We start from the raw sequence: 26,377 nt of genomic DNA, 5'->3' as shown, positions 1-26,377 counted from the left end.
CGCAATCGGGGCAAAGCCAGACCGGCTCCACCGACATGCCGCCATACTGACAACGCGGCCGCCGCATGACGGCGCCGACGGCCGAATGATCTTGCCATTGAATTTTAGCTGTGGTGAAATCCTGAAATCGCTGTGCCACACGGCGAGGAGCGTCCCCTGATGAGCAGCGATCCCCTGAAGGTTGGCGAAAAGATCCGCGAGGCCCGCAAGCAGCGAAAACTCACGCTGCAACGCGTCGCGGAGGCAACCGGGCTCTCGATCGGCTTTCTGAGCCAGGTCGAACGCGATATCACGACACCCTCACTCTCCTCGCTGGTGACGATCGCCCGCGCGCTCGACCTGCCGGTGAGCTCGTTCCTGCACCAGCCCGACATTCCGAACGCCGTCTCGCGGCGCGAGGGGCGCGTCGCCTATTCGCTCAATCCCAATTGGGCGTCCTATGAGCGGCTCTCGACGACCTTTCCGGGCCAGATGCTGAACGCCGTCAAGATGAACGTGCCGGCGCATTATCTGTCCGAGACCTCGGCGCATGAGGGCGAGGAGATCGTCTACGTGCTCTCCGGCGTCATCCGCTACATCATAGACGGCACGATCTACGAGCTGCATGTGGGCGACTCCCTGCATTTCTCGGCGCACCGGCCGCATCAGGTGCAGAATCCGACCGACGAGTTGACCGAGCTGTTCTCGGTCGGCACGCAGCAGCTTTTCGCTGATACGCCGCGTGGCCGCGCGCTCGATTCGGGCGCCGGTGACGATCGGCCCTCCGTCTCGCGCCGCATGCCAGTCGGCGCAGACAAGGATGAACTTCGTTGACGGCCCGTCGGATTGCCCGCGTGCATCGGACCTGGCTCACGGCCATCGGGCTGGGCGGCTTGCCGTCATCGCACAACACGCAGGAACCGACGGATGACTGAGACGACGACCGCACCGAACCTGGCCGATCTCGCGGCATGGGACGACATGCTCGCGGCGCTGGGCGCCGATCAACAGCCGGCGTCAACGCTGGCGCGGATCGAGAAGATCTATCAAAGCGAAGTCGGCGCCATCATCTTCACGGTGATGACGCATGACCGGCAGACCAACATGTCGCGCCGGCTCTATTCGAGCCATCCGGTCGAATATCCCGTCTCGGGCTACAAGCAGCTCCCGGCCGGCAAATGGACCGATCTCGTCTTCGGCGAGAAGCAGCCCTTCGTCGCCAATACGATCGAGGAGATCGCCGAGGTCTTCCATGATCATGAGCTGATTGCCTCGCTCGGCTGCGGCTCCTGCATCAACGTGCCGTTCGTGTTCGGCGGCGAGGTGCTCGGCACCGTCAATATTCTCGACGGCACCGGCGCCTATACGCCCGAAAAAGTCGGCCGTGCCATGGCGTTGCGTCCCTTCGCCGCCACGGGCCTGCTGGCCGCCACGGTGACGGAGCAGGCGGGCAAGATCGCCGGGGACGCGGCACGGGCATGAACGCACGGACAATCCGCGTCGCGACCGACGTCGGCGGCACCTTCACAGATCTCGTCTATTTCGAGACCGATCATGCAACCGGCCGCCAGACGGTCAGGACCGCGAAATCCGACACGACGCCGCCCAATTTCGAGCAGGGTGTGCTGAACGTCCTCGACAAGGCCGGCGTCGATCCGGCCGAAATCGCCTTCTTCGCCCATGGCACGACGGTGGTGATCAATGCGCTGACCGAGCGCAAGGGCGCGAAGACCGCGCTGATCACGACGTCGGGCTTTCGTGACATCCTGGAGATCGCGCGCGGCAACCGGCCCGATTTCTTCAACCTGAAATATGAGAAGCCGGCGCCATTCGTGCCGCGCCATCTGCGCCGCGAAGTGCCCGGCCGCATCGCCTATACGGGCGAGGAGCGGACGCCGCTCGATCTCTCCGTACTGCCGGCGATCCTGGCCGATTATCGCGCCGAAGGCGTCGAGGCGATCGCCGTCTGCCTGCTGCACGCCTATGCCGCGCCGCGCCATGAAGAGGCGGTCGTGGCCGAGATCCGCCGGCTCTGGCCGGAAGTCTCCGTCGTCGCCTCGCACCAGATCACCCGCGAATGGCGCGAATATGAGCGCTCATCAACGACGGTACTTTCCGCCTATGTCCAGCCGGTAGCGAGCCGCTATCTCGGGCGGCTGGAGAGCGGGCTCGGCTCGAAGGACTTCAAGGGCCAGCTCTACGTCATGCAGTCGAACTGTGGCGTCGATTCGCTGACCGCGACGCGCGAAATCCCGATCACCATGGTCGAATCCGGCCCGGCATCGGGCTTCTGGGGCGCTGCCGAGCTCGGCCGTATCATCGGTGAACCCAATGTGCTCGCGCTCGATATTGGCGGCACGACGGCCAAATGCTCGCTGATCGAGAATGGTCAGGTGAAGATCATGACTGATTACTGGATCGAGCGCGATCGTCGCTCGTCCGGCTATCCGATCATGGTGCCGGTGGTCGATCTGGTCGAGATCGGCAATGGCGGCGGTTCGATCGCCTGGGTCGATGATTTCGGCAAGCTGCATGTCGGCCCGAAATCCGCCGGCGCGATGCCGGGCCCGGCCGGCTATGGCCGCGGCGGCACCGAGGCGACGACGACCGACGCCAATCTCGCGCTCGGCCGCATCGACAAGGATTATTTCTGCGGCGGCACGATCGCGGCCGACATGGTCGCCGTCGACGGCGCGCTGGCGAAGCTCGCGACCAAGCTCGGCATCTCGCCGATCGAGGCGGCGCGCGGCATTGTCCGCATCGCCAACAACAACATGATCAACGCGCTGAAGCTGGTCTCGCTCAACCGGGGCTATGATCCGCGCGATTTCACCCTGGTGGCCTTTGGCGGTGGGGGCGGCATGCATGCCGTGGCGCTCGCCTCCGAGCTCGGCATGAAGAAGGTCGTGATCCCGCGCGGGGCCTCGGTCTTCTCCGCCTGGGGCATGATGATGTCCGATCTGCGCCGCGATTATTTCGTCACGAAGCTGATCGAGGATGGCGTCGGCCACCCGGAGGCGCTGGCGAGCCTGATCGGCGAGGCGAAGGCCCGCGCGCTGGCGCAATTCGCGGCCGAGGGCGTCGCGGCCGACCGGGTCAAGCTCGTGCCCTTCATCAAGTGCCGCTACCAGAACCAGGAACATGCCGTCGAAGTCGCCTATGAAGGCGATATGGTCGATGCGGCTGGCATCGCTGCGATGATCGACCGGTTCCACGCCGCCTATGAGCGCGAATATACCTATCGCCTCGACGCGCCGGTGGAGATCGTCGGGCTGCATCTCGTCGCCTCGGCCGAGGTCGGCAAGCTCGAGATCAACCCACTTCCGGTCACGGACGCCACGCTCGATACGGCGATCAAGGGCAGCCGCGCGGTCGACTATGCGCTCGACGGCATTCATCAGGCGACGATCTACGATCTGGAGAAGCTCGAGCCCGGCATGAGCTTCACCGGGCCGGCGGTGCTGGAGGATCCCGGCACGACCGTCGTGATCCTTCCCGGCAATCGCGTCTCGATCGATGCCTATGGCAATACCCATATCGAACTGGCGGCCTGACGCATGACTAGCCTTCGCCACGACCCGGTCACCTTCGACATCATCCAGAACTCGCTGCAGGCGATTTCGGACGAGATGTTCGCAGCCATGCGCAAGACCTCGATGAGCGCCGTCATCTACGAGGTGCTCGACATGGGCACCGGTATTTGCGCCGCCAATGGCGAGATCGCCTCGTCGGGTGCCGGCATCCCGGCCTTCATCGGCGTGCTCGACAAGGCCGCCAAGGCGGTGATCCGCAAGCATCCGATCGCGACCATCCATCCGGGCGACATCTTCGCGACCAATGATCCGTTCTATGGCGGCGTAACGCATCTGAACGACATGGTCCTCGTGATGCCCGTCTTCGTCGAGGGCGAGATCGTCGCCTGGACGGCCAATATCGCCCATTGGAACGATGTCGGCGGCATGGTCCCGGGCTCGATGTCGACGGATGCGACGACGATCTTCCAGGAAGGCATCCGCGTTCCCGCGATCAAGCTGGTCGAGAAGGGCGTCGCAAGCCAGGCGGTCATCGATCTCTTGACCGTCAATTCGCGCCTGCCGGCCTTCCTCAAGGGCGATCTCTGGGCCGCCATCGCCGCCGTGCGCATCGGCGACAAGCGCATCCTCGACCTGGTCAAGAAATACGGCAAGGACACCTTCGTCACCGCCATGAACCATTTCATGGACTATGGCGAGCAGGTGACGCTGAAGGCGCTGAAGGACCTGCCCAAGGGTGTGTTCCCCTTCGCCGAGGAGCAGGATAACGGGCTGATCTACAAGGTCTCGATCGAGATCACCGATGATGCGTTCATCGTCGATCTGGCCGACAATCCCGACCAGACATTGTCGCCCAGCAATGCGAGCCGTGACGGTGTGACGGTCGCGGCGCAGATGGCGATCAAGGCGGTGACTGACGTCGCAGCTCCCGCCAATGGCGGCTCGTTCCGCCCGCTGGTGCTGAAGACGCGCCCCGGCTCGGTTTTCGACGCGCAGGAACCGGCCGCCCACGGCTTCTATTACGAGGTCGAGATCCGCGTCTTCGACCTGATCCTGCGCTGCCTCGCGCCCCATCTCGGCGACCGGCTCTCGGCCGGCAGCTTCGCCTCGATCTGCGGCACGGTGATCGGTGGACCACATCCCGATACCGGCCGGCACTACACCATCGTCGAGCCGGAAATCGGCGGCTGGGGCGGCATGCTCGGCCGCGACGGCAACAGCGCCATCTTCTCCGGCTTTCACGGCGAGACCTTCAACTGCCCCGCCGAGGTGGCCGAGGCGCGCTACGGCCTCTTCGTCGAGCAACTCGCGCTCAATCCGGAAGAGGGCGGGGAAGGGGAATGGCGCGGGGGCAAGGGCATCCGCCTCGACTATCGCGTGCGCGCCGACGGCAATTTCCTGACCTGCGGCTATACGCGTTCACGCATCCTGCCCTGGGGCATGGAAGGCGGCCGTGATGGAACGCCGAACTATATCGACGTGATCAAGACGGACGGCTCGCAGAAGCGCTACGCCTTCGCAACCGGCGTGGCGCTCAACGAGGGCGATATCGTCCGCGTCGTGACCGGCAATGGCGGCGGCTATGGCGACCCCGCCAAACGCGACCGCGCTGCGATCCTCGACGACATCAAGAACGGCTACCTGAGCCCGGCCCGGGCGCGGGACGTCTACGGGGTCGAGGTCTAGCGCGCCCGAGTGACAGGCTCGCGGTGGCACATTGTCATCTCGGCCGGACAGCAAGCCCCACGAGTGTTTGCTATGATCGAGCGATGCATCCGCCGGACACGACTCCGCTTAACCCGCCCGTAAGGCGTGGGTTAAGCGGAGTCGTGAGGTTTCGTTCGGGCGAGCCGCCCAACCCGGCCACAGGCCGTCATCCCGGGCGGAGCGTAGCGGAGACCCGGGATCCATCCAGCCTGAGCGGTCCTTGCCTGTCACGACCGGGCCTTCGGCTGAATGGGTCCCCGCTTTCGCGAGGATGACGGCAGTGGAAGGGGAAGACGGCGCGCGGAGAGGAATGACGGTTCCGAAGTGGGATTCCGCTTGAGCCGAGATGACGTCAGAATCGGCAGGAAGGTGTGCCTCCCCTTAAACCCGCCCCCGGAGGGCGGGTCGAAAGTGCGGAGCACTTTCGGGGCGGGGGTAGCTTCGGCCCTTGCCGAAGCGTGCTTGGCCGTCGGTGTCGGCGGATGTCGGCAAGGACAGGGACCGGCCGATCAACGCGCCCCTCCCCAAAACCGCTTTGCGGTTTTGACCCTCCCTCAGGGGGAGGGTTTGGACCGAGCCCGTCATGGTCTTCAGCGGCTCAACCCCAAGGCTGTCACGCCCGCATTCATTGCGGGCATCCACGTGTTGCTTTCGCGGAGAGCGGTGCCACGCCCGCCGGCGCGATCGACCTGCGCTAATCCTCGCTCCGGAAGGTCAGCCCATGGCCGACCGCCTCGCGGCCGAACTTGCCGCGGACCTTGTCGATCGCCGCCTCGGCCGCGGCGCGCTTGGCGGCGATCGGGTCGACCAGGTCGTCCGGATCAGCCAGCCGCGGATCGGCGAAATCGGAGACCGAGACGCCGATCAGCCGATAGGCCGTGCCGTCCGTCTCCCGGGCGAGCAGTTCCTCGGCCGTGCGGAAGATGCGGTCGGCGAGGCGGGTCGGGTCGGCGAGTTGCCGGTTGCGGGTGCGGAGCTTGAAATCGGTGCTCTTCAGCTTCAGCGTCACGGTCGAGGCCGCGAGCTCGGCCCGCTTCAGCCGTCCGGAAACCTTCTCCGACAGGGTACGCAGGATCGGCCGCAGCGTCGCGAGATCGGCATGGTCATGGTTGAACGTGGTCTCGGCGCCGATCGACTTCGCCTCATGGCGCGGATTGACGGCGCGGCGATCATCGGCCCGCGCCAGCCGGGCGAGGCGAAGCCCCATCGAGCCATAGCGGCGCGCGAGCTCGGCTTCGTCCATGCGCTGCAACTGGCCGATCGTCTTCAGCCCGTCCTGCGCCAGCTTCGCCTCGAAGGCCTTTCCGACGCCCCAGATCAGCCCGACGGGCTGGACGGCGAGGAAGGCGATCGCCTCCTCGCGGCCTATGACGGAGAAGCCCTTCGGCTTGTCCTGGTCGGAGGCGATCTTGGCGAGGAACTTGTTGAAGGAAAGGCCGACCGAAATGGTGACGCCGATCTCGGTCTCGACGCGCCGGGCGAAGCGCGCAAGCGTGATCGCCGGCGGCGTGCCGTGCAGCCTTTCCGTGCCCGAGAGGTCCATGAACGCCTCGTCGATCGAGATCGGCTCGACGAGCGGGGTCAACTCCTGCATCAGCGCGCGGATCTGCCGGCCGACTCCGACATATTTCTCCATGTTCGGCCGGATCACCACGGCCTCCGGGCAGAGCGCGAGCGCCTTGAACATGGGCATGGCCGAGCGCACGCCCTTGATGCGGGCGATATAGCAGGCGGTCGAGACCACGCCGCGCCGCCCGCCGCCGATGATCAGCGGCTTGTCGGCGAGGCTCGGATCATCGCGCTTTTCGATCGAGGCGTAGAACGCGTCGCAATCGACATGGGCGATGGTGAGCCGGCCGAGTTCAGGATGGATCGCGAGGCGCGGGCTGCCGCAGGCGCGGCAACGCCCGGGGCCGCGCGCCGGGGCCAGGCAATCGCGGCAGAAGGCGGTGAGCGTCGACGAGGAGGAGGGCGCTGACATGACGTTCGGCCACAGGCGACAGGTTCACCGAATGTTCCTCTTCTAGCGCGTGGGTCGGCTCGCGGCAATCGCGCACGCTCGGTTGCGGCAATGCGAAGGCGGGTGATATAGCGGGCGCATCACTTGCAACGCCTTCGGGCGCCTTCCAAAGGGCTTCCGCCATGACCGTCGACATCGCCACCGTCAAGCGCGTCGCGCATCTCGCGCGCATCGCCGTGACCGAGGAGGAAGCCGCTTCGTTCCAGGGCGAGATCAATGCGATCCTCGGCTTTGCCGAGCAGCTGAACGAGGTCGATGTCTCGGCGGTCGAGCCGCTCACATCCGTCGTCGCCCAGACGATGAAGATGCGCGACGATGTCGTGACCGATGGCGACTATGCCGCCAAGGTCGTGCAGAACGCGCCGGCCTCCGACGACGAGTTCTTCATGGTGCCGAAGGTCATCGAGTGACGGGGTTCCACCCGTGACCGGCCTCCATCCTTTCCATCCGACCGCGAGAGTTTGATGACCAGCGCTAACGACCTGACCAGCCTGACGATCGCCGAGATCCGCGACGGCCTCGCCGCCAAGGCTTTTTCGGCGACCGAATTGATCAAGGCCTATCTCGGCGCGATGGAAGCGGCGCGCGCGCTCAACGCCTATATCGTCGAGACGCCGGAAAAGGCGCTCGAAATGGCCGCCGCATCGGATGCGCGGATCGCGAACGGCGAGCAGCGCCCGCTCGAGGGCGTGCCGATCGGCGTCAAGGACCTGTTTGCGACCGAGGGCGTGCACACGCAGGCGGCCTCCCACGTGCTCGACGGCTTCAAGCCGCCTTATGAATCGACTGTGACGGCCAATCTCTGGAACGACGGCGCCGTGATGCTCGGCAAGCTCAACATGGACGAGTTCGCCATGGGCTCGTCCAATGAGACGTCCTATTACGGACCCGTCGTCAACCCGTGGCGCAAGGAAGGCTCCAACCTTCCGCTGGTGCCCGGCGGCTCCTCGGGCGGTTCGGCCGCCGCCGTCGCGGCGCGGCTCTGCGCCGGGGCGACCGCCACGGATACGGGCGGCTCGATCCGCCAGCCGGCCGCCTTCACCGGCACGGTCGGCATCAAGCCGACCTATGGCCGCTGCTCGCGCTGGGGCATCGCCGCCTTCGCGTCCTCGCTCGACCAGGCGGGTCCGATCGCCCGCACGGTGCGCGACGCCGCGATCCTGATGAAGTCGATGGCTTCGGTCGATCCGAAGGACACGACCTCGGTCGACCTGCCGGTCGGCGACTACGAGGGCGCGGTCGGCCAGTCGGTCAAGGGTCTGCGCATCGGCATTCCCCGCGAATATCGAATCGATGGCATGCCGGCCGAGATCGAGGCGCTCTGGCAGCAGGGCATCGCCTGGCTGAAGGATGCCGGCGCCGAGATCGTCGACATCACGCTGCCCCACACCAAATACGCCCTGCCGGCCTATTACATCGTGGCGCCGGCGGAGGCGTCGTCGAACCTCGCCCGCTATGACGGCGTGCGTTACGGGCTGCGCGTGCCAGGCGGCGATATTGCCGAGATGTATGAGAATACCCGCGCCGCCGGTTTTGGCCACGAAGTAAAGCGCCGCATCCTGATCGGGACATACGTTCTCTCGGCCGGCTATTACGATGCGTATTACGTTCGCGCCCAGAAGATCCGCACGCTGATCAAGCGTGATTTCGATCTCGCCTTCGCCGCCGGGGTCGACGCCGTACTGACGCCTGCGACGCCGTCTGCCGCCTTCGGCCTCGAGGAAATGGCGGTTGCCTCGCCCGTCGAGATGTATCTGAACGACGTTTTCACCGTCACGGTGAACATGGCAGGGCTTCCCGGCATCGCCGTTCCCGCAGGGCTCGACTCGTCGAAGCTGCCGCTTGGGTTGCAACTGATCGGGCGTCCCTTCGAGGAAGAGACGCTGTTCCGCCTCGCCCAGGTCGTCGAAGACGCGGCCGGCCGATTCGCACCCGCCCGCTGGTGGTGAAACCACAGATGACACGTGCCCCGGCCGAGTGTGACACGAAGGACGAGATCCGGACCGAGATCGATCGGCTCGATAGGCAGCTCGTATCGCTGTTTGCCGAACGATTCGGCTATGTCAGGCGCATGGCGGAACTGAAGGCGACGCCGGACGAGGCGGTCGTTCCCGCCCGCGTCGACGAGGTCCTGGACCGGGTTGCCGCCGAGGCGAGCCTTGCGGGATTTGATGCCGGGCTGGCGCGCGATCTGTGGGCCCGCCTGATCGACTGGAACATCGCATTCGAGCGCGAGGCCATCGCGGCGCGGCTCAAGGCCGAATAGGCGCGTTCAGAGTCTTGAAGCGGGCGACGCTTCTGCGCCGCCCGCTTTGTTTCTACCGGTTGTCCAGCTGCGCCCGTACGGCCTCGAGGCCGAGACGGGTGATCCGGTAGGGCGCACCACCGCGCGAAGCGATCAGGCGCCGTCGTTTGAGCCGCCCAAACAGGTCGAGCGTGCAATCTGTCAGGCGCCAGCCGTCGCGGGTGAGGCATTCGACCTCGGCGATATGGCCGGTTTCATTTCTGTGATGGCGAATCATGCCGCCTTGGGCGAGCGCATGCAAAATGCGCTGCTCGTACTTCGAGACGTTCATTGGAAAAGTCGTCCAGGAGTCGGGTGATCGTAGCCGCGTGTCAGCGGGCCGCGAGGCCTAGGCGGCGCTCGCGGGCTTCGACCCTGCCCGAAGGCAGGGAATCACCGGGACTCTGACGAACTTGACATCCAGTCTCCTGTCGGATGCCATCAGATAGCGCCGCAGGCCGGCGGTTGCAAGAATGCAGTGCCGGCGTTGAAGGCGTCCGTGCAGACGGCGTGCGAGGCCCATCAGGCACGTGCGCGAGAGGAAGGCGATCAGCCGGGGAGGGCGATTCGCATGGACCAGACCGGGCAAAGAGATGATGCCGTGGCCCAGTTCCACGAATCGCTGAGCGCTCCCAAGCCGCCGGCGAGCCTCTCCGCCGCCCTTGCGGCGCTCTGGCATCTGGAACGCGGCGATTGGGATCAGGCGCACGCGCTGGCGCAGGATGATCACAGCCGCGCCGGGGCCTGGGTTCACGCCCATCTCCACCGCGTCGAAGGCGACGACTGGAATGCGCGCTACTGGTATGGCCGCGCAGGCAAGCCCGAAGGGCGTGGCGAGTTCGGTGTCGAGCGGACGGCGATGATCCGCACGCTTCTCGCCGGCGAATGAGAATTCCAACAAAAAAGCCCGGCGGATCGCTCCGCCGGGCTCTGAATTGACCGAGTGGATCGGCTTACCAGGAACGCTTGATCCAGAAATTGGCAGCCCAGGCGCCGCCGTCATCCTGCACATTGTTCAGGTTGGTATAGTCGACGCCCGAATACATGCCTTCGGCGATGATATCGAGGCCCTTGACCGGGGTGAAGCCGGTCGTGAAGACACCACGCCAAGCCGTCACGTCAGCATTGCCATACCACTGGCCATTGCCGTCGAACGAGGCATAGCCACCGGTGACCGCCGACCAGACCTGGGGGGTCCAGACGTGCTTGTACGAAGCAAACGCGCTCCAGCTGGTGCCGGAAACAGCGCCGGCGGTGCTGCCGAGCAAGGCGCTCGACAGGTTGGCAACCGACGTGCCGCCCGAGATGCCGGTGTAGGAGTTGGCGTTGTCGCCATAGGAAGCCGACACTTGGAACTTGTCGCCGGCCGAGAACTGGCTGAGCGCGAGTTCGACCGAACCGCCCACGGCCCAGCCGGTTTCGGCCGAGTAGGTGTAGGGGTTGATGAGCGTGCCGGTGCCGGTGCGGTCAACGGCGTCGTTGACATAGGCGGCGGCCAGCTTGGCGTTGACGATGCCGGCGGCGTAGGAGATCGCACCGACGACGTCGGGGATATTGTCCTGGCCACCCTGGGCGTAGACGGCGCCCGAACGGTAGAGACCGTCGAGACCCGAAGCAGCGCCACGATCACGCTGGTCTTCGACCGAGACCGAGAGACCGAAGCCGTTGACGGCATAGGTCAGCTGGATGTGGTCGACCTTGCTGTCCGACGCGAACGAGCCGGTATCAGTGTAGCCCTGGCCGAAATCGAACAGCGAGTCGAAGCGACCGGCCTTGAGCGGGCCGAGCTCGATATAAGCCGTATCGACATAGGCCGAGTTGGTCGACGAATTGATGACTTCCGTCAGCGACGAGTTGAAGCCGCCCGAATTGCCCGTCTTGGCGCGGTAGTCGATCCAGCCGGTCAGGTTACCATATTCGGTGACCGACGAAGCGGTGAGCTGGATCGACGCTTCCGTGAAGAAGTTCGACCAGTTCGAGCCGGGATAGATCGGGTTGTAGACGCCGAAATCGGTGTTGCCGAACGACGTGCCGAACTTCACATAGCCACCGACCTTGATGCAGGTGTCGGTGCCGGGCGAGTAGAAGAAGCCCTTTCCGAAGGTGTCGCAGACCTTCACGTAGTCGACCGGCTCGGCGATCGTGAGATCCGCCGCCTGAGCGCCGCCAGCGACGATCATCGCGGTGGCCGTTCCGAGTAGCAGAGACTTGAGCTGCATATCTGACCTCTAGTTGCAGCGGCGGCATGCTCGGTACGGCGACGAAACGAGGGAAGATCCGTTTCGTCGCCCTGCAGAGTAGGCATGCCCGCCACTGAAAGATTTGATTGCCCGCCGCCTCGGAGGCGACTGACAACGTCCGCCGCGACCCCTCGCTGCGAACACCCGAAATCTAGCGGCCTATACTTTTCGTGTCAGGGGATATTTTTCTGAAAATCGGTCAGGATCGATTATGAAAACGACAAGTTGCCTAAATGGCACATGTATTAGATCAATCATCGTTGTCATAATTATTTAACATTCAATGGTCGCTTGGTAGAATGAAATACCGTGTCCCCGGTTTCGTGGAATATTCTACTTCGATACTTAGCCGGCAATTGGCTATGCCGATCTGTGCTTCGGTGCGCCCGTTCGATTGATTCCGTCGAGCCGCGAGACGTCGGCTGGCGCGTGGCGCGCCGTCGATGTCATCAATCCCCGATCGTGTCGGCCCCCATGCCTCACACTACAGCGTCTGCCTATGTGCGCGGCAGCGCCTGCCGCATGGGAAGACAAGCGCCGCGCGGCGGTCGCCGTCAAAGCAGCGTCATGTCAGATTTTAATAACCATTATCGACATGTTTCCTGGCAACTAGCGGCATTTCTGCACCTTTCTGCGCGCAAATTCTGCCAAGTCGCCAAACATGCTGTCTAATGCCTCGAAAGAGGCGGCGATCCTTCAAAAGACACTTGATGGAATGCCGTTCTGGGGCTAAGAATGCCTCTATTGCAGTGCAGGGTGAATGTTGCGGCGCAATAGATACCAGGCAGAAAGGCGGAGTTATCGATGTTTTTTGATGATTCAGCGCGGGCATTGATTGCGGAAACATCCGGTATCGCTTCATTCGCGCCGGCTGGGCGCGGCGAACCCGATCGGCTCATTGGTAGTTCTGAGAATAGCCGTTTGGCGTTCCGGGCGCAGCACATAAATGAATCCAGACTGAAGCGGCTGATCGACATTGCAGGATCGGTTGCGCTTCTGATTGCTTTTGCTCCTGTCATGTTGATGATCGCCATCGCGATCCGCATGGAGACGCCCGGGCCGGTCTTCTTCCGGCAGAAGCGCTACGGTGTGGGCCGTGACGTGTTCACGTTGATGAAGTTCAGGTCGATGACGGTCATGGAGAGTCAGGGCGCATTTCGCCAGGTCTCGGCCGGCGACAAGCGCATCACGCGGGTTGGTGCCTTCTTGCGGCGCTCGAGCCTCGACGAGCTTCCTCAGCTCATCAATGTGCTGAAGGGTGAAATGTCGCTTGTCGGACCCCGTCCGCATGCGCCGGCTATGGATGATGCCTTTGGCGGGACGATCCGCAACTATCTCGACCGGCATCTTGTCCGTCCGGGCCTCACGGGCCTTGCTCAGATCGAAGGGCATCGTGGCCCGACGGATGCGCTCGACAAAATCGAGAAGCGCCTGCGTTGCGATCGTGCTTATATCCGGCGGTGGTCTCCGTTCTACGATATCAAGATCCTGCTTCTGACGCCGCTTCGGCTGCTCAGTCCAAATGCCTTCTAGGCATTTGGACGTATCTGGTGATCCGAGGAGTATATCGATCAGGCCTTGCCGGGCGGCGTAATTCCGAAGGAGCGGTGCCGTCCGCCATCCGTTTTTCAAGCTCTGCGTGTCGGCCATCGTTGCGCGGATCTCAGATCGTCGGTTGCAACCGGAGCAGAGGGTAGATCGTGCAGCGGGGTGTCCTGGCTGGAGCAAATGGTCTGTTCTTCGTCCTGATCTGCATGGTCTTGGCGTTCGCGCCTGTGCCTATCGGCAGCAATCGTCCGTTTTTCTGGGAACTGAACGCGGCGATCATCGCCGTGATGGCGTTTGTCTATCTGATAAGGCTCGGCGACGAGCCGGGAAGATTGCGGATTTCGCTTGGCGATCTTGCGTGGCCCGGCGCCGCCCTGGGCGTTGCCATGCTCTGGATGGTCGTTCAGGTCATTCCCTTGCCGTCCTGGCTCGCTCCGGCGATCTGGAGCGATGCTCAGGGCGCGCTCGGCTATCCCATCGGCAAGACCATCAGCCTCGACCCTGCCGCGACGGTTCACATGCTGCTGAACTACGCCGCCTATGCGCTGCTCTTCTTTCTGGTGGTTCAGGTCTGCGCCAATGAAGATCGCGCGCATCGGCTGCTGCAGGTCGTGTTCTGGTCGATCGCCGTTCATGCGGCCATCGGCATTGTTCTCCTCATGCAGTTCGGCGACACGTTGCTGTTCCTGCCGAAATGGGCCTATCACGGGGTCGCGACGGGGTTCTTCGTCAACCGCAACTCCTTTGCGACGTTCCTCGCCTTCGGCCTCGCCATCGGCGCGGCCCTACTGGTCGACGCCCTGGCGCCATCGCGCCGCTCGGGCCAGAATCGTCCGTTTCACGAAGTCTTCCGTCTCGACGCCATGATCGGGGCGATCGGCGGATATGGCACGGGCATGGCGATCATCGGATCCGCGCTTCTGCTGACGGCGTCGCGCATGGGAGCGGTGGTGGGAGTGATCGGCATGCTCATGCCTGTGCTCATGAGCATGGCGCGAAGCCGGGGGCGGCGGGTCGTTCTCGGCCTGCTGGCCGTTGCTCTCCTGGCGATCGCGCTTGGCCTCGTGCTGCTATCCGGCGCGCAGCTGACAGACAGGCTCGGTTCTCTCGAGACTGAAGACGACGAGCGTTGGGAACTGTTCCGCCAGACATTGTCGATGATAGCGAGCCGGCCCCTGATCGGCTTTGGCGGCGGAACATTCGAGGATGCCTTCCCGCTCTTCCATCAGATTCAGTTGAGCGCGGATGTGGTCTGGGATCGCGCTCACAATCTCTATCTCGAGCTTTGGACCGATCTCGGGATCTTCGCGCTGGCTCCGATCGCGAGTGTCGGGCTGATCATGGCGAAGATGCGCTATGCGTTGGGCAGCGGCCGTTCATGGGCGGCCGGCGCGGCGGCCCTTACCGTCTGCATGATCGCCGCGGTGCACTCCCTCGTCGATTTCAGCTTGCAGATCGAGGCGGTGACACTGATTTTTGTCGCGGTGATGGGCAGTGGCTACGCGCAGGGTGTTTCCGCAGAAGTGCGACAAATGGCCAAATCCCATGCGGCCGGGGGGCTGAAGGACCATCGGTCGAGGCGGGCAGCCCCGATCCTCCCGATATCGCCGGCGCCGTTCGGCAACGTTGGTGAGGCGGGATCGCCATGATGACGTTCGACGCCATGGCCCGCTGCTCTGCCGTTCTTCGTGATGCGAGACCGGCCGGGTCGGTTCGTGTTTCCAGGCTGGGCGAATGATGCCATTCGGGCCCGCATCCTTCCTGTCGACTCTCGCCGGACTGACTTATGCCGCGCGCTCCGATTCTGCCGCGGCGCGGGATCGGAAAACTCTGGCGCTTGAGAATGTCGGCCAGGTCGTCTACGCGATCGGCGATGTTCATGGGTGCCTCGCGCAGCTCCTGAAGCTGGAGGCGCGGATTGCGATCAGTGCGCAACAATCCCCCGAGCGCGAACACGTCGTGATCATGCTTGGCGACGTCATTGACCGGGGTGCCGACTCCGCCGAGATCATCGATCATCTGCGCATGCCACCGAAAGCGCCCTTCCGTCGGATCGTGCTGGCCGGCAATCACGAGGAGGCCATGCTCGCCGCCTTCGACAACACGTCGCGACTGGCACGCTGGCTTGAGTTCGGTGGCCGCGAGACGCTCGACTCCTACGGCATCCCGGACATTGCGCGCCTGCCGTCGCGGACCGATCTCCAGCGCCTCCGGCGGACGATGGATTTCCTGGTCCCGGAGGATCATCGCTGCTGGCTCGCGGGCTTGCCCAAGGCTGTCAGCTGGCGAAACTACCTGTTCGTTCACGCCGGAATAAGGCCTGGCGTGCCGCTTGCTTCGCAGAGCCTCAAGGACATGACCGAAATCAGGGAACCGTTCCTGTCCAGCAGCTTGGATTTCGGTGCTGTCGTGGTGCATGGCCATACGCCGACGGAGGTTCCGCAACGCTTCGACAACCGGATCGCGCTCGACACCGGATGTTACCTTACAGGTCGCCTCACGGCGGCTCGCTTTCTGGACGACAGCGTTTCGTTTCTGACGGTGTCCTAGAATCTTGTAGTGCTTGGAACTTGTGATCCTTGTTGCCTGACGTCTCGAACCCCCGGATATAATGCCCCATGGAAATGCAACAGCTTGGACCTAACGATGGCATCGGTCCGGACGGCACCCCGCGCGGTCAGGGCTTCACGGTCGGGTCTCAGCCGCGCCGTTCCCGTGCACAGGAGGCGGGCCAGGCCTATCCGGACGATATGGCGATGAGCTATGGCGGAACGAGTGGTGGGGGCTTCGATCTCCGGTCGATTCTTGGCCTGCTGCGCCGACAGATCAAGCTGATCATCGCGACTATTCTGGTCGTCAACGGGCTCGCGGCGCTGTTCATTTTCCAGCTGACGCCGACCTATACGGCCAGCGCGCTCGTCATGGTCGATCCGCGGCAGAAGGATATTCTGGATCCCGACGGGCAGATATCGCTGATGCCGAGCGATACGGGCCGGGTCGAGAGTGAAGTCGGCATCATTCGTTCGCCGTCCGTGCTGCTGAGTGTCGTGAATGACCTCGACCTGATCCACGATCCGCAGTTCCTGCCGAAGCCGGGGCTTCAGGGCAGGCTGAAGGAACTGATCGGCGTCCATACGCCTGCTCCCTCGCCGGATGACGTGGTCAAGCGTGTCCTGTCCAACCTCGCGCGCGCCGTATCGGTGGCAAGACAGGGAACGACCTATCTGATCGAGATAGCAGCCCATTCTCCCGATCCACAGCGCGCAGCGGCAATCGCCAACAGCGTCTCGGAGAAATATATCGAGGCGCAGATCGACGCGAAGATCAACATGGCCGAGGTTGCCCAGCGCAAGGTTATGACGCGCCTCGACTCTGCCATGACGGCCGTTCGCACAGCGGAAGACAAGATCGATCGTTTCGTCGACGACAATCTCGGCCTCGTGACGGATGTCGGCGCTCTCGGCGACATCGCCTCGTTCCAGCGGGACATCGACAACCAGGAGGCACAGCGCCAGGAACTGTCGAAAAGCGCAGCCGAAATCGACCAGTTTCGTCGGGCGGGCGACTGGGCCCAACTCGTCGCGACCGTCGAATCGGATCAGTTGAAGGCCCTCAACGCGCGTCGTGTCGAAATTGAGCAGACCCTTCAGCAGGCAGGCAACGACAGCGAGAAGGCCATCAATCTGCGGGCGCAACTCGATGACCTTGGCAAGAAGATGGATCTTGAAGCGCTGACCGCCTTCAGTCAGATCCGCGCGTCACTCGATGCCGCTCAGCGGCAGGAAGAAGATCTTCGCCAGAAGCGGCGCGAGAAGATCATCTCGAGCCTGCCGAAGGATGTCGCAGTGCGCCTCTACGAGGTGCAGAAGGAAGCGGATGTCAGTCGCGGCATTTACGAGCGCCTGCTGAACAGCGCCAAGGCGATCGACGCGCAGAAGGACCTGCAGGTCGCGGACAGTCGTGTCGTTTCGGCTGCACTTCCGCCTGCTTCGCCGAGCTTCCCCAATACGCGCATGCTTTTCGCACTCTGCGGTCTGGCCTCGATCGGCCTTGGTCTCGGCCTGGCTTTCCTGCGCGAGAATTATATCGGCGGCTTCGTCGACGAGGCGCAGACGGAATCGGTGTTGGGTATTCCCGCGCTCTCCTCGCTGCCGAGCCTCGACCAGAGCTCCGGCTGGAAGTCCGATGCCAGCATCGCGCCCAACGAGATCGTGCTTCATCCGATCTCGCCCTATAGCGAGGCCGTGCGGCGAATTAGGCTCGGTGTCGACATGGGGCGCCGTCAGCGCAGCGTCGGGGCGCAGACGATCCTGATTACGTCGGCCGTGCCCAATGAGGGCAAGACCCAGACCGCGGTCTCGCTGGCGCGCTCCTTCGCTCTGTCGGGCAAGAAGACGCTCCTGATCGACTGCGATCTGCGCCGCCCCACAGTGAGCAAGGCGCTCGGGATCGAATCGAGCTCGGGCCTAACCGACTATCTGTCCGGCCAGGCCAAGGAGGAGGTGCTGAACGAACTGGTCAGTACGGATGCGGCGACCGGGCTCAGCGTGATCGTCGGTGCGGCGGGCAATCGTTCGGCGACCGATTCGCTCCTCGATTCCGCGAGACTCGAGCGGCTGCTGACGCTCGCCCAGGAATGGTTCGACTTCATCGTGATCGACAGTTCGCCGCTGCTGCCGGTGGTCGACGCCCGTCTTCTCCTGCGGCATGCGACTATGGCGGTGATCGTGATCAAATGGGCGCAGACGTCGCAGCAGGAGGTTCGCGCCGCGATTTCGGATCTGGCGCGGGTGAATTATGCGGCCGCCCCGATCGTCGCCGTCCTTAATGAGGTTGAGGTCGGTTCGTTCGGCTATGGCTACCGTGGACGTTACCGCTCCTACTATGCCGAGGCCGCCAGTTGAGTCCGACATCGCGCGCCGAAGGGGCCGGACGGTCGACCATCGGCGCGCGATGGGCGCTTCGTGGGCTGCAATTCGGCTGCGTGGTCATGGCGATCGCAGCCGGCTTCATGGCATGGCGCGAGAGCCGTCCGTTCATGATGCGCCTCCAGCCAGCTGTCATACGCGCCGAAGTGATTGGCGGTATCGAGCGGCGCGCACCGCACTGGTACGAACTGGAGAGCCGCTTTGCGCGGCGGGCAAGGCTCGAATCCTGCATGTCGACCCTCAACGAAGTCACCTTGGATGATGTGCCGGAAGAAGGCGGCATGGTCAGGCTCAACAAGGGCTGTCTCGCCATGGCAGAGCGGAATCTGGCGCTTGCACCCGTCTCCGCCGATGATTGGTTCATCGCTGCGACGCTCGCCCGACAGGTCGGCGATATCGATCGGATGAAGCGGTATCTCGAGCGGTCCTTTGCGACCGGCCCCAACGAACAATGGGTCGCGGAGCGGCGCGCCCTGTTCATGTTCCGCGAAAGCCGTTTGCTCGGCGATGATCTCAAGCAGCGACTGGACCAGGATCTGGCCCTGCTTTTGCGGACGCGTCGCGCCATCCAGCGGCTCGCCGAAATCTATGTCAATGACAAGTCCCTGCGCGACCATCTCATTAGCGTCGCCGAGACGCTGGAACCGCGCTATCAGAAACGCTTCCTCGGATATATCCAGAACGCGGCATCCCAGAAAGCAGCGCATCCACCACAGTAGCGCTGTGGGGTCAGACGCGGCGACCGACCGAGACGGAAGGCGCTTTTGGCGGATGTATGGGACGCTGTGACAGTTGGCCCTGGATTTCCGTAGATCTGCACAGGCACCGATTACTCAGTCCATTGCAGTCGCACGCCGTCACTTCGCCGGACGCGACGTTGCAGCGCCGTGGCTTCTCCCCAAGTTTGCCCATCACCGACCCCGCCAAACGGCAGGGCCGGTCTATCGCTTCTGACGACTTCGATCCGTCGTGTCGGCTAACCGCGATGCAGGCGTTAGCCCGTGCACCTTCGCCGGCTATTCCTGGCGCTTGCGGGGCTTGAAGCCTGCGCGGCGGGGCTTGGGGCGGGCGTAGTCGCGCGGGGCGCCCTTGCCGGCCGGGCCGCTCTTGGCGGGGCGGCCCTTGCTGCCGGCGCCGGCGGGGATATCGGCGGCGTCGGCGGGTTCGATGCGGATGTCTTCATCGTCAGACCGGCGCAGCGCAGTAGCGAAGCGCTCGGCAGCCTCAGCCACGATCTCAAAACGCGAGTCGCGCTCCATGATCTTGATCGCGCCGATCTCGTTCTTGGTGACGTGACCACGCCGGCAGATCAGCGGCAGCAGCCATTTCGGATCGGCATTCTTCTGCCGGCCGACGCCGATGCGGAACCAGACCATGGCCTGCTGTTCCTTCGGCGGATGTGACCCTTCTTCCTGCTCCCGGCGCGCAGCGCGCTCGAGCGATTCCGGGCCACGACGATGGCTCTTCGGCGCGTCCTGGCGGTCATGGCTGCGATCGTCGCGGTTGCGACCCTCGCGCGGGCCGCGCGCTTCCTGCTGGCCGGGATCGTAGAGTTCTTCCGGTGCAGGGAGGGTGGCGCGCTGCATGCGGATCAGGGCTGCCGCGATCTGCTCCGGCGTGCGGCCGGCGAGCAGCGCCTGGACCAGGCCCTGGTCCTCAGGCGAGGGCGCCTCGAGCAGGAGCGGGTCTTCCATCAGCCGCTTCTGGTCCTTCGAGCGGATTTCATCGGCGCTGGGTGGGCCCATCCACTTTGCCTCGACACCGGCAGCGGCGATCAGGCGCTGGGCGCGATTGCGGGCGTTGAAGGGGACGAGCAGGGCGCTGATGCCCTTGCGGCCGGCGCGACCCGTGCGGCCGCTGCGATGGAGCAGAACGGCCGGGCCGGTCGGCAGGTCGGCATGGATCACGAGGCCGAGATCCGGCAGGTCGAGCCCCCGGGCCGCGACGTCGGTCGCCACGCAGACCCGGGCGCGGCCATCACGCAGCGCCTGCAGCGCGTGCATGCGCTCGGTCTGGCTGAGTTCGCCCGAAAGCGCGACGGCGGCAAAGCCACGCTCCTGCAGGCTCGCATGAAGATGACGAACGGAATCGCGCGTGGCGCAGAAGACAAGGGTCGCGGGAACATCACTGAAGCGCAGCACGTTCACGACAGCGAGCTCGACCTCGTTCGGGGCCACGCGAATCGCGTGATACTCGATATCGCCATGCGGCTGGTTCTGCACGATCGTGTCGATGCGAATCGCATCGCGCTGATATTGCCGGGCGAGGCGAACGATCTCGCGCGGCAGCGTCGCGGAAAACAGCATGGTGCGGCGCTCGGCCGGCGACGCATCGAGGATCAGCTCCAGATCCTCACGAAAGCCGAGATCGAGCATCTCGTCCGCTTCGTCGAGGACGACGACCTTCAGCTTCGAAATGTCGAGACGGCCGCGCTCCAGATGGTCGCGCAGGCGGCCGGGCGTTCCGACGACGATATGCGCGCCCATCTCGAGCGCGCGCGCCTCCCGGCGGACATCCATGCCGCCGACGCAGGAAGCGATGCGGGCGCCGGTCTCGGCATAAAGCCATTCGAATTCACGCTGGACCTGCTGCGCGAGTTCGCGCGTCGGCGCGATGACGAGGGCGAGCGGTTCGTTGGCGGGGCCGAATCGCTCGTCGGTGCCGAGCAGCGTCGTGGCAAAGGCGAGGCCATAGGCGACGGTCTTGCCCGAGCCGGTCTGGGCCGAGACGAGAAGATCGTTCTCGCCGATCCGCTCCTCGACGACGGCAGCCTGGACCGGGGTCAGGCTTTCATAGCCACGTGCGGCGAGGGCGCGGGCGAGGGCGGGATTGCGAACGGGCGAGGGCCGTTCGGCGGAGCTGGTGAGTTCAGAGGACGTGGACATTGCGGACGGGCCTGGATTTGAGAAAGCATTCCAGGCCGCGAAACGACAGCGATCGCGGGCACCGGGCGTCGGAAAGGAATGCGAGTTGCGCATCCCATACCTTGTGCGGGCGCAATAGCCAAGGGAAGTCAAGCCCGGGCGGAATGGAATCGTACCATTCGCGGTCCCGTCGCCGATGGAAACCCCATGTTAATCGTCTTCGGCGATGGTTCGTTCATCATGTTGCACCGCGTTCCCCTGAGCCCATGACGACACGCCAACGCAAGAATTCGAAGCTCGGCCGATTGCTGCTGCCGCTCGGATCGATCGCGGTGATGGCCTATTTCGGCTACCACTCGTTCAACGGCGATTATGGTATCTGGTCACGTGACCGGATGCAGCGCGAGGCGCGTCTTCTCGAGGCGGAACTGGCGGATATCAAGGCGGAGCGCAGCGCTCTCGCACAGCGCGCCCAACTGCTTCGCCCCGAGAGCCTCGATCCAGACATGATCGACGAGCGCGCGCGCCGCAATCTCGACGTCGTGCATCCCGACGAGTTGGTGATCAATTTTGCTGCGCTGCAGCAGACCCCGCAGCAATAGACAGCCGGAAAATCGTTGATGAACCAAATTTTGGTTCATCACACTTTTCGGCAGTGAAGTCATGTAGTTGCTGCATGGCTCAGATGCTGTTCGCGCATCTTGGATTGCGGTTCGCCTTCGGCTAACGTCGCCTGATAATTGTTGGGAACGCCCTTGGAGACGAAGGTATGGCCGTAGCCAAATCGAAGGTCGGCAGCAAATCTGCGCCGGCTGCAGGACGGAAACCCGCCGCCATCAAATCGGCCAAGCCGACGGCGAGCGCGAAGGCCCCTGCGGCCCCGCTTGAATTTTCTAGGGAAGAGGACCTCGCGGCTTATCGCGAAATGCTCCTCATCCGCCGCTTCGAGGAAAAGGCCGGCCAGATGTACGGCATGGGCCTCATCCACGGCTTCTGCCACCTCTATATCGGCCAGGAAGCCGTTGTGGTCGGCATGCAGATGGCGATCCGCACCGGTGAAGACCAGGTGATCACCGGCTACCGTGACCATGGCCATATGCTGGCGACCGGCATGGACGCCAAGGGCGTGATGGCGGAACTGACCGGCCGGCGACATGGCTATTCGCACGGCAAGGGCGGCTCGATGCACATGTTCTCGATCGAGAAGCAGTTCTTCGGCGGCCATGGCATTGTTGGCGCGCAGGTCTCGCTCGGAACGGGCCTCGCTTTCGCCAATCGGTATCGCAAGAACGACAATGTCACGCTGACCTATTTCGGCGACGGTGCCGCCAATCAGGGTCAGGTCTATGAGAGCTTCAACATGGCGGAGCTGTGGAAGCTCCCGGTGATCTACATCATCGAGAACAACCGCTACGCCATGGGCACCTCGGTGTCGCGCTCTTCCGCGCAGACCGATTTCTCCAAGCGTGGCCTCTCGTTCAACATTCCCGGCGAGCAGGTCGATGGCATGGATATCCGCGCCGTCAAGGAAGCCGGCGAACGCGCCGTTGCGTGGTGCCGGGCCGGCAATGGCCCCTATATCCTCGAAATGCAGACCTACCGCTATCGCGGCCATTCCATGTCGGATCCGGCCAAGTACCGCTCGAAGGACGAAGTCCAGAAGATGCGGACCGAACACGACCCGATCGAGCAGGTTCGCGTACGGCTGCTCGACAAGGGTTGGGCCAGCGAGGAAGACCTGAAGAAGATCGACGCGGACATTCGCGAGATCGTCAACCAGTCGGCGGATTTCGCGCAGAACGATCCCGAGCCGGATGCGTCCGAGCTCTGGACCGACATCGTAAAGTAAGGGCGGAACGACCATGCCGATCGATATTTTGATGCCCGCCCTTTCGCCGACCATGGAGGAGGGCACGCTCTCCAAATGGCTCAAGAAGGAAGGCGACACGGTCAAGTCAGGCGACGTGATCGCCGAGATCGAGACCGACAAGGCCACGATGGAAGTCGAGGCCATCGACGAGGGGACCATCGCCAAGCTGTTGATCCCCGAAGGCACCGAGAACGTGAAGGTCAACACGCCGATCGCGATCATCGCCGCCGATGGCGAGGATGCGACGGCGGCCGCCGCCGCACCGGCACCGGCCAAGGATGTGAGCGGCGTTCATGAGGCCGCGAAGAATGGCAGCGGCGAGAGCGGATCGGCTCCGGCCGTAGCCGCCGCGGCGCCCGCAGCCCCGGTTTCCGTCGTGGTCGCGTCCGACCCGGCCATTCCGGCCGGTACCGAATTCGTCTCGATGACCGTGCGCGAAGCGTTGCGCGACGCGATGGCGGAAGAGATGCGCCGAGACGGCGACGTCTTCATCATCGGCGAGGAAGTCGCCGAATATCAGGGCGCCTACAAGATCACGCAGGGCCTGCTGCAGGAATTCAGCGCCGAGCGTGTCATCGATACGCCCATCACGGAGCATGGCTTCGCCGGCCTCGCGACGGGCGCGGCACTGGCCGGTTTGAAGCCGATCGTCGAGTTCATGACGTTCAACTTCGCCATGCAGGCGATCGACCAGATCATCAACTCCGCCGCCAAGACGCTCTACATGTCGGGCGGCCAGCTCGGCGCCTCGATCGTGTTCCGCGGCCCGAACGGGGCTGCGGCGCGCGTCGGCGCGCAGCACAGCCAGGATTACACCTCCTGGTACAGCCATATTCCCGGCCTGAAGGTGGTCGCTCCCTTCACCGCCGCGGATGCAAAGGGCCTGCTCAAGGCGGCGATCCGCGATCCCAATCCGGTGATCTTCCTCGAGAACGAAATCCTCTACGGCCATTCCTTCGACGTGCCGAAGCTGGATGATTTCGTGCTGCCGATCGGCAAGGCGCGCATCCACAAGACCGGCAAGGACGTTACCATTGTCTCGTTCGGCATCGGCATGACCTATGCGATCAAGGCGATCGACGAACTGGCCGCCCAGGGCATCGATGTCGAGCTGATCGATCTTCGCACCATTCGTCCGATGGACATCGAGACCGTGATCGAATCGGTCAAGAAGACCGGGCGTTGCGTGACAGTGGAAGAAGGCTGGCCGCAGAACTCGATCGGCTCTGACATCGCTTCGCAGCTGATGGAGAAGGCGTTCGACTATCTCGATGCGCCGGTGCTCAAGGTCACGGGCAAGGATGTGCCCATGCCCTACGCGGCCAATCTCGAGAAGCTGGCCCTGCCGAGCGTCGCCGACGTGATCGCGGCCGTCAAAGCCGTGACCTATCGCTGACATGGCCGAGCATCCGCGCCAGCTCGACATACCGCCCGGCGTCTGGGGCTCCGATGATGCGGCCGAAGTCTTTCGCGCCTGGATCGTCGACAATGGCCTCGACGTCTCGTTCAGGACGGCCTTTGACAGCCCCTCGACCTGGGGCATCCTGCTGGTTGATATCGCGCGGCATGTAGCGCGCGGCTTCGAGACCGACGGCGTCTGCTCGCAGGAGCAGGCGCTGGAACAGATCAAAGCCATGTTCGATGCCGAATGGCATCGTTCGTCCGATTTGGGCACGACAGAATCACGCCAATAGGTGCTTTATGCCGATCAACATTTTGATGCCCGCGCTGTCGCCGACCATGGAAGAGGGCAACCTCTCCAAGTGGAACGTGAAGGAAGGCGACAAGGTCAAATCGGGCGATGTCATCGCCGAGATCGAGACCGACAAGGCGACGATGGAAGTCGAATCCATCGATGAGGGCACGGTCGGCAAGATCGTCGTGCCGGAAGGCACGCAGGGCGTGAAGGTCAACGCGCTGATCGCGGTGCTGCTCGCCGATGGCGAGGACAAGAGCGCGATCGGCTCGACCGATGCCGCCGCGACGCCCGCGCCGAAGGCCGAGGCTGCGCCCGCAGCCGCGCCGGCTGCTGCCGCGAGCCCCGCTCCAGTGGCGGCTGCTCCTGCTCCTGCGCCGGCAGCCAACGGCGGGGATCGCGTGTTCGCCTCGCCGCTCGCCCGTCGCATCGCCAAGGAGGCCGGCCTCGATATCGCGAAGATCGCGGGCTCGGGTCCGCATGGCCGCATCGTTCAGGCCGACGTCGAGGCGGCGAAGTCCGGTGGTGGCGCTGCCAAGGTCGCCGCGCCTGCGCCGGCTGCCGCACCGGCGCCGTCGGCACCCGCCGCTGCCCCGGCTCACACGGGCATGAGCGATGCCCAGATCCTGAAGCTCTTCGCCGAAGGCTCTTACGACATCGTTCCGCATGACAACATGCGCAAGACGATCGCGCGCCGCCTGACGGAATCGAAGCAGAACGTTCCGCATTTCTACGTGACGGTCGATACCGAGCTCGACGCGCTGCTGGCGTTGCGGGAGCAGGTCAATGCTGCTGCGCCGAAGGACAAGGACGGCAACCCGGCCTACAAGGTCTCGGTCAACGACATGGTCATCAAGGCGATGGCACTGGCGCTGAAGAAGACCCCGGCGGCGAACGCGTCCTGGACCGATGGCGGCATGGTCATCCACAAGGTTGTCGATATCGGCGTCGCTGTCTCGATTCCGGGCGGACTGATCACGCCGGTTGTTCGCAATGCCGACCAGAAGACGCTTTCCACCATCTCGACCGAGATGAAGGACCTGGCGAAGCGCGCCCGCGACCGCAAGCTGAAGCCCGAGGAATATCAGGGCGGCACGACCTCGGTCTCGAACCTCGGCATGTTCGGCGTCAAGGATTTCGCGGCAATCATCAACCCACCGCATGCCACCATCCTGGCGGTCGGCGCCGGCATCCAGAAGCCGGTGGTGAAGAAGGGCGAGATCGTCGTTGCGACGGTCATGTCCGTGACGCTGTCGACCGACCACCGTGTCGTCGACGGCGCGCTCGGGGCCGAACTGCTGCAGGCCTTCAAGGGCTATATCGAGAAGCCCATGAGCATGCTGGTCTGATCGACTGGGTTGCCGGGGCTTGATCCATCGCAAGGTCGCCGGCACCGCAATGGGCGAGTGACGGCGCGTATCGACATCAGAAGGAATCATCCGATGGCCCACACGCCGCACGAACTCTCCGAAGAATTTCCCGGCGAGCAGGAGAAGATTGCGAAGCTCAGCGCCGATAGCGCTCACTTCGCGAAGCTCGCCGACGAATATCACGAGGTCAATCGCGCGATTCACCGTGCGGAGACCGATGTGGAACCGACGGATGATCTCCATATGATCGACCTGCGCAAGCGCCGGATGATCCTGAAGGATGAGATCGCCGCGCTGCTGCGCGCGTGACACCAGGCGGTTCCGGCCATCGGCCGGGG

23 protein-coding genes are annotated in these 26,377 nt (G+C 64.0%); 19 read left to right on the top strand and 4 right to left on the bottom strand.

The genetic code is table 11. The features are described from left to right. Positions 1-159 precede the first annotated feature (159 nt). From QO014_RS05460 to QO014_RS05445, 4 genes are all read left to right on the top strand, one after another. A complete protein-coding gene (locus QO014_RS05460) occupies positions 160-813 on the top strand; it encodes a helix-turn-helix domain-containing protein (protein WP_266347603.1) in 654 nt (217 codons plus the stop codon). Positions 814-906: 93 nt separating this feature from the next. Next, positions 907-1,461 (top strand): GAF domain-containing protein, encoded by a 555-nt coding sequence (locus QO014_RS05455; protein WP_266347602.1) that lies wholly within the window; start codon positions 907-909, stop codon positions 1,459-1,461. Beyond that, positions 1,458-3,533, top strand: a complete 2,076-nt coding sequence (locus QO014_RS05450) for a hydantoinase/oxoprolinase family protein (RefSeq protein WP_266347601.1) — start codon at positions 1,458-1,460, stop codon at positions 3,531-3,533. The genes QO014_RS05455 and QO014_RS05450 overlap by 4 nt, the downstream gene beginning before the upstream one ends. A gap of 3 nt (positions 3,534-3,536) precedes the next feature. After that, positions 3,537-5,198 carry a hydantoinase B/oxoprolinase family protein gene (locus tag QO014_RS05445; RefSeq protein ID WP_266347600.1) on the top strand — a complete coding sequence of 554 codons (1,662 nt, stop codon included), beginning with the start codon at positions 3,537-3,539 and terminating at the stop codon, positions 5,196-5,198. Between the two features lie 715 nt (positions 5,199-5,913). Here QO014_RS05445 and QO014_RS05440 read toward each other — a convergent pair. Then, positions 5,914-7,200, bottom strand: coding sequence for a DNA polymerase IV (locus QO014_RS05440; protein WP_266347599.1), 1,287 nt, complete (start codon positions 7,198-7,200; stop codon positions 5,914-5,916). A gap of 161 nt (positions 7,201-7,361) precedes the next feature. Here QO014_RS05440 and gatC point away from each other — a divergent pair, with 161 nt between their 5' ends. From gatC to QO014_RS05425, 3 genes are read left to right on the top strand one after another with little or no spacing between them, the layout of a single operon-like run. Then, positions 7,362-7,649 carry an Asp-tRNA(Asn)/Glu-tRNA(Gln) amidotransferase subunit GatC gene (gatC, locus tag QO014_RS05435; protein WP_266347598.1) on the top strand — a complete coding sequence of 96 codons (288 nt, stop codon included), beginning with the start codon at positions 7,362-7,364 and terminating at the stop codon, positions 7,647-7,649. A gap of 54 nt (positions 7,650-7,703) precedes the next feature. Beyond that, positions 7,704-9,188, top strand: coding sequence for an Asp-tRNA(Asn)/Glu-tRNA(Gln) amidotransferase subunit GatA (gene gatA / locus QO014_RS05430; RefSeq protein ID WP_266347597.1), 1,485 nt, complete (start codon positions 7,704-7,706; stop codon positions 9,186-9,188). A gap of 8 nt (positions 9,189-9,196) precedes the next feature. Further along, the gene (locus QO014_RS05425; protein ID WP_266347596.1) at positions 9,197-9,505 is read left to right on the top strand and encodes a chorismate mutase; all 309 of its coding nucleotides are present in this window, start codon (positions 9,197-9,199) and stop codon (positions 9,503-9,505) included. A gap of 52 nt (positions 9,506-9,557) precedes the next feature. Here the strand turns inward: QO014_RS05425 and QO014_RS05420 are convergent, their stop codons facing one another. After that, positions 9,558-9,815: a YjhX family toxin gene (locus QO014_RS05420; protein ID WP_266347595.1), complete on the bottom strand. Its 258-nt coding sequence runs from the start codon at positions 9,813-9,815 to the stop codon at positions 9,558-9,560. 309 nt (positions 9,816-10,124) lie between these two features. On the opposite strand from QO014_RS05420, the gene QO014_RS05415 reads away from it, so the two are divergent. Then, the gene (locus QO014_RS05415; RefSeq protein ID WP_266347594.1) at positions 10,125-10,412 is read left to right on the top strand and encodes a hypothetical protein; all 288 of its coding nucleotides are present in this window, start codon (positions 10,125-10,127) and stop codon (positions 10,410-10,412) included. 64 nt (positions 10,413-10,476) lie between these two features. Here the strand turns inward: QO014_RS05415 and QO014_RS05410 are convergent, their stop codons facing one another. Beyond that, the gene (locus QO014_RS05410; RefSeq protein ID WP_266347593.1) at positions 10,477-11,742 is read right to left on the bottom strand and encodes a porin; all 1,266 of its coding nucleotides are present in this window, start codon (positions 11,740-11,742) and stop codon (positions 10,477-10,479) included. An 825-nt stretch (positions 11,743-12,567) separates the two neighbouring features. On the opposite strand from QO014_RS05410, the gene QO014_RS05405 reads away from it, so the two are divergent. The 5 genes from QO014_RS05405 (at position 12,568) to QO014_RS05385 (ending at position 18,958) form a co-directional block, all read left to right on the top strand. Further along, positions 12,568-13,296, top strand: a complete 729-nt coding sequence (locus QO014_RS05405) for a sugar transferase (RefSeq protein ID WP_266347592.1) — start codon at positions 12,568-12,570, stop codon at positions 13,294-13,296. A gap of 167 nt (positions 13,297-13,463) precedes the next feature. Beyond that, positions 13,464-14,960, top strand: coding sequence for an O-antigen ligase family protein (locus tag QO014_RS05400; RefSeq protein ID WP_266347591.1), 1,497 nt, complete (start codon positions 13,464-13,466; stop codon positions 14,958-14,960). 85 nt (positions 14,961-15,045) lie between these two features. Then, a complete protein-coding gene (locus QO014_RS05395) occupies positions 15,046-15,861 on the top strand; it encodes a metallophosphoesterase (RefSeq protein ID WP_266347590.1) in 816 nt (271 codons plus the stop codon). 68 nt (positions 15,862-15,929) lie between these two features. Continuing rightward, complete coding sequence (locus QO014_RS05390) at positions 15,930-18,215, top strand: GumC family protein (protein WP_266347589.1); 2,286 nt, start codon at positions 15,930-15,932, stop codon at positions 18,213-18,215. A gap of 86 nt (positions 18,216-18,301) precedes the next feature. Then, the gene (locus tag QO014_RS05385) at positions 18,302-18,958 is read left to right on the top strand and encodes a hypothetical protein (RefSeq protein ID WP_266347588.1); all 657 of its coding nucleotides are present in this window, start codon (positions 18,302-18,304) and stop codon (positions 18,956-18,958) included. Positions 18,959-19,255: 297 nt separating this feature from the next. Here the strand turns inward: QO014_RS05385 and QO014_RS05380 are convergent, their stop codons facing one another. Continuing rightward, entirely contained in the window at positions 19,256-21,124 is a 1,869-nt protein-coding gene (locus tag QO014_RS05380; RefSeq protein ID WP_266347587.1) for a DEAD/DEAH box helicase, read from the bottom strand. Positions 21,125-21,369: 245 nt separating this feature from the next. Between QO014_RS05380 and QO014_RS05375 the strand changes: the two genes are divergently transcribed. From QO014_RS05375 to QO014_RS05350, 6 genes are all read left to right on the top strand, one after another. After that, positions 21,370-21,705: an FtsB family cell division protein gene (locus QO014_RS05375; RefSeq protein WP_266347586.1), complete on the top strand. Its 336-nt coding sequence runs from the start codon at positions 21,370-21,372 to the stop codon at positions 21,703-21,705. Between the two features lie 167 nt (positions 21,706-21,872). Then, positions 21,873-22,952: a pyruvate dehydrogenase (acetyl-transferring) E1 component subunit alpha gene (pdhA, locus tag QO014_RS05370; RefSeq protein WP_266347585.1), complete on the top strand. Its 1,080-nt coding sequence runs from the start codon at positions 21,873-21,875 to the stop codon at positions 22,950-22,952. 13 nt (positions 22,953-22,965) lie between these two features. Next, entirely contained in the window at positions 22,966-24,369 is a 1,404-nt protein-coding gene (locus QO014_RS05365) for a pyruvate dehydrogenase complex E1 component subunit beta (protein WP_266347584.1), read from the top strand. A 1-nt stretch (position 24,370) separates the two neighbouring features. Beyond that, positions 24,371-24,667, top strand: a complete 297-nt coding sequence (locus QO014_RS05360; RefSeq protein WP_266347583.1) for a DUF5076 domain-containing protein — start codon at positions 24,371-24,373, stop codon at positions 24,665-24,667. A 7-nt stretch (positions 24,668-24,674) separates the two neighbouring features. After that, positions 24,675-26,018, top strand: coding sequence for a pyruvate dehydrogenase complex dihydrolipoamide acetyltransferase (locus QO014_RS05355; protein WP_266347582.1), 1,344 nt, complete (start codon positions 24,675-24,677; stop codon positions 26,016-26,018). Between the two features lie 9 nt (positions 26,019-26,027). Beyond that, positions 26,028-26,348, top strand: a complete 321-nt coding sequence (locus QO014_RS05350; protein ID WP_307257594.1) for an HP1242/YdcH family protein — start codon at positions 26,028-26,030, stop codon at positions 26,346-26,348. Positions 26,349-26,377: the final 29 nt, after the last annotated feature.

This window comes from Kaistia dalseonensis (assembly GCF_030814715.1).
Taxonomy (GTDB): domain Bacteria; phylum Pseudomonadota; class Alphaproteobacteria; order Rhizobiales; family Kaistiaceae; genus Kaistia; species Kaistia dalseonensis.
Note: the sequence above shows the minus strand (reverse complement) of the source record. Positions and strands in the feature narration are given on the sequence as shown.

Bases quoted from the DNA above. Each gene is read 5' to 3' on its own strand.
- QO014_RS05455 (WP_266347602.1), top strand. From the start codon at position 907: ATGACTGAGACGACGACCGCACCGAACCTGGCCGATCTCGCGGCATGG.
- gatC (WP_266347598.1), top strand. From the start codon at position 7,362: ATGACCGTCGACATCGCCACCGTCAAGCGCGTCGCGCATCTCGCGCGC.
- QO014_RS05420 (WP_266347595.1), bottom strand. From the start codon at position 9,815: ATGAACGTCTCGAAGTACGAGCAGCGCATTTTGCATGCGCTCGCCCAA.
- QO014_RS05365 (WP_266347584.1), top strand. From the start codon at position 22,966: ATGCCGATCGATATTTTGATGCCCGCCCTTTCGCCGACCATGGAGGAG.
- QO014_RS05375 (WP_266347586.1), top strand. From the start codon at position 21,370: ATGACGACACGCCAACGCAAGAATTCGAAGCTCGGCCGATTGCTGCTG.
- QO014_RS05440 (WP_266347599.1), bottom strand. From the start codon at position 7,200: ATGTCAGCGCCCTCCTCCTCGTCGACGCTCACCGCCTTCTGCCGCGAT.
- QO014_RS05390 (WP_266347589.1), top strand. From the start codon at position 15,930: ATGGAAATGCAACAGCTTGGACCTAACGATGGCATCGGTCCGGACGGC.
- QO014_RS05425 (WP_266347596.1), top strand. From the start codon at position 9,197: ATGACACGTGCCCCGGCCGAGTGTGACACGAAGGACGAGATCCGGACC.
- QO014_RS05460 (WP_266347603.1), top strand. From the start codon at position 160: ATGAGCAGCGATCCCCTGAAGGTTGGCGAAAAGATCCGCGAGGCCCGC.
- QO014_RS05380 (WP_266347587.1), bottom strand. From the start codon at position 21,124: ATGTCCACGTCCTCTGAACTCACCAGCTCCGCCGAACGGCCCTCGCCC.
- QO014_RS05355 (WP_266347582.1), top strand. From the start codon at position 24,675: ATGCCGATCAACATTTTGATGCCCGCGCTGTCGCCGACCATGGAAGAG.
- QO014_RS05405 (WP_266347592.1), top strand. From the start codon at position 12,568: ATGTTTTTTGATGATTCAGCGCGGGCATTGATTGCGGAAACATCCGGT.
- QO014_RS05385 (WP_266347588.1), top strand. From the start codon at position 18,302: ATGGCGATCGCAGCCGGCTTCATGGCATGGCGCGAGAGCCGTCCGTTC.
- QO014_RS05360 (WP_266347583.1), top strand. From the start codon at position 24,371: ATGGCCGAGCATCCGCGCCAGCTCGACATACCGCCCGGCGTCTGGGGC.
- QO014_RS05395 (WP_266347590.1), top strand. From the start codon at position 15,046: ATGATGCCATTCGGGCCCGCATCCTTCCTGTCGACTCTCGCCGGACTG.
- gatA (WP_266347597.1), top strand. From the start codon at position 7,704: ATGACCAGCGCTAACGACCTGACCAGCCTGACGATCGCCGAGATCCGC.
- QO014_RS05410 (WP_266347593.1), bottom strand. From the start codon at position 11,742: ATGCAGCTCAAGTCTCTGCTACTCGGAACGGCCACCGCGATGATCGTC.
- QO014_RS05445 (WP_266347600.1), top strand. From the start codon at position 3,537: ATGACTAGCCTTCGCCACGACCCGGTCACCTTCGACATCATCCAGAAC.
- pdhA (WP_266347585.1), top strand. From the start codon at position 21,873: ATGGCCGTAGCCAAATCGAAGGTCGGCAGCAAATCTGCGCCGGCTGCA.
- QO014_RS05450 (WP_266347601.1), top strand. From the start codon at position 1,458: ATGAACGCACGGACAATCCGCGTCGCGACCGACGTCGGCGGCACCTTC.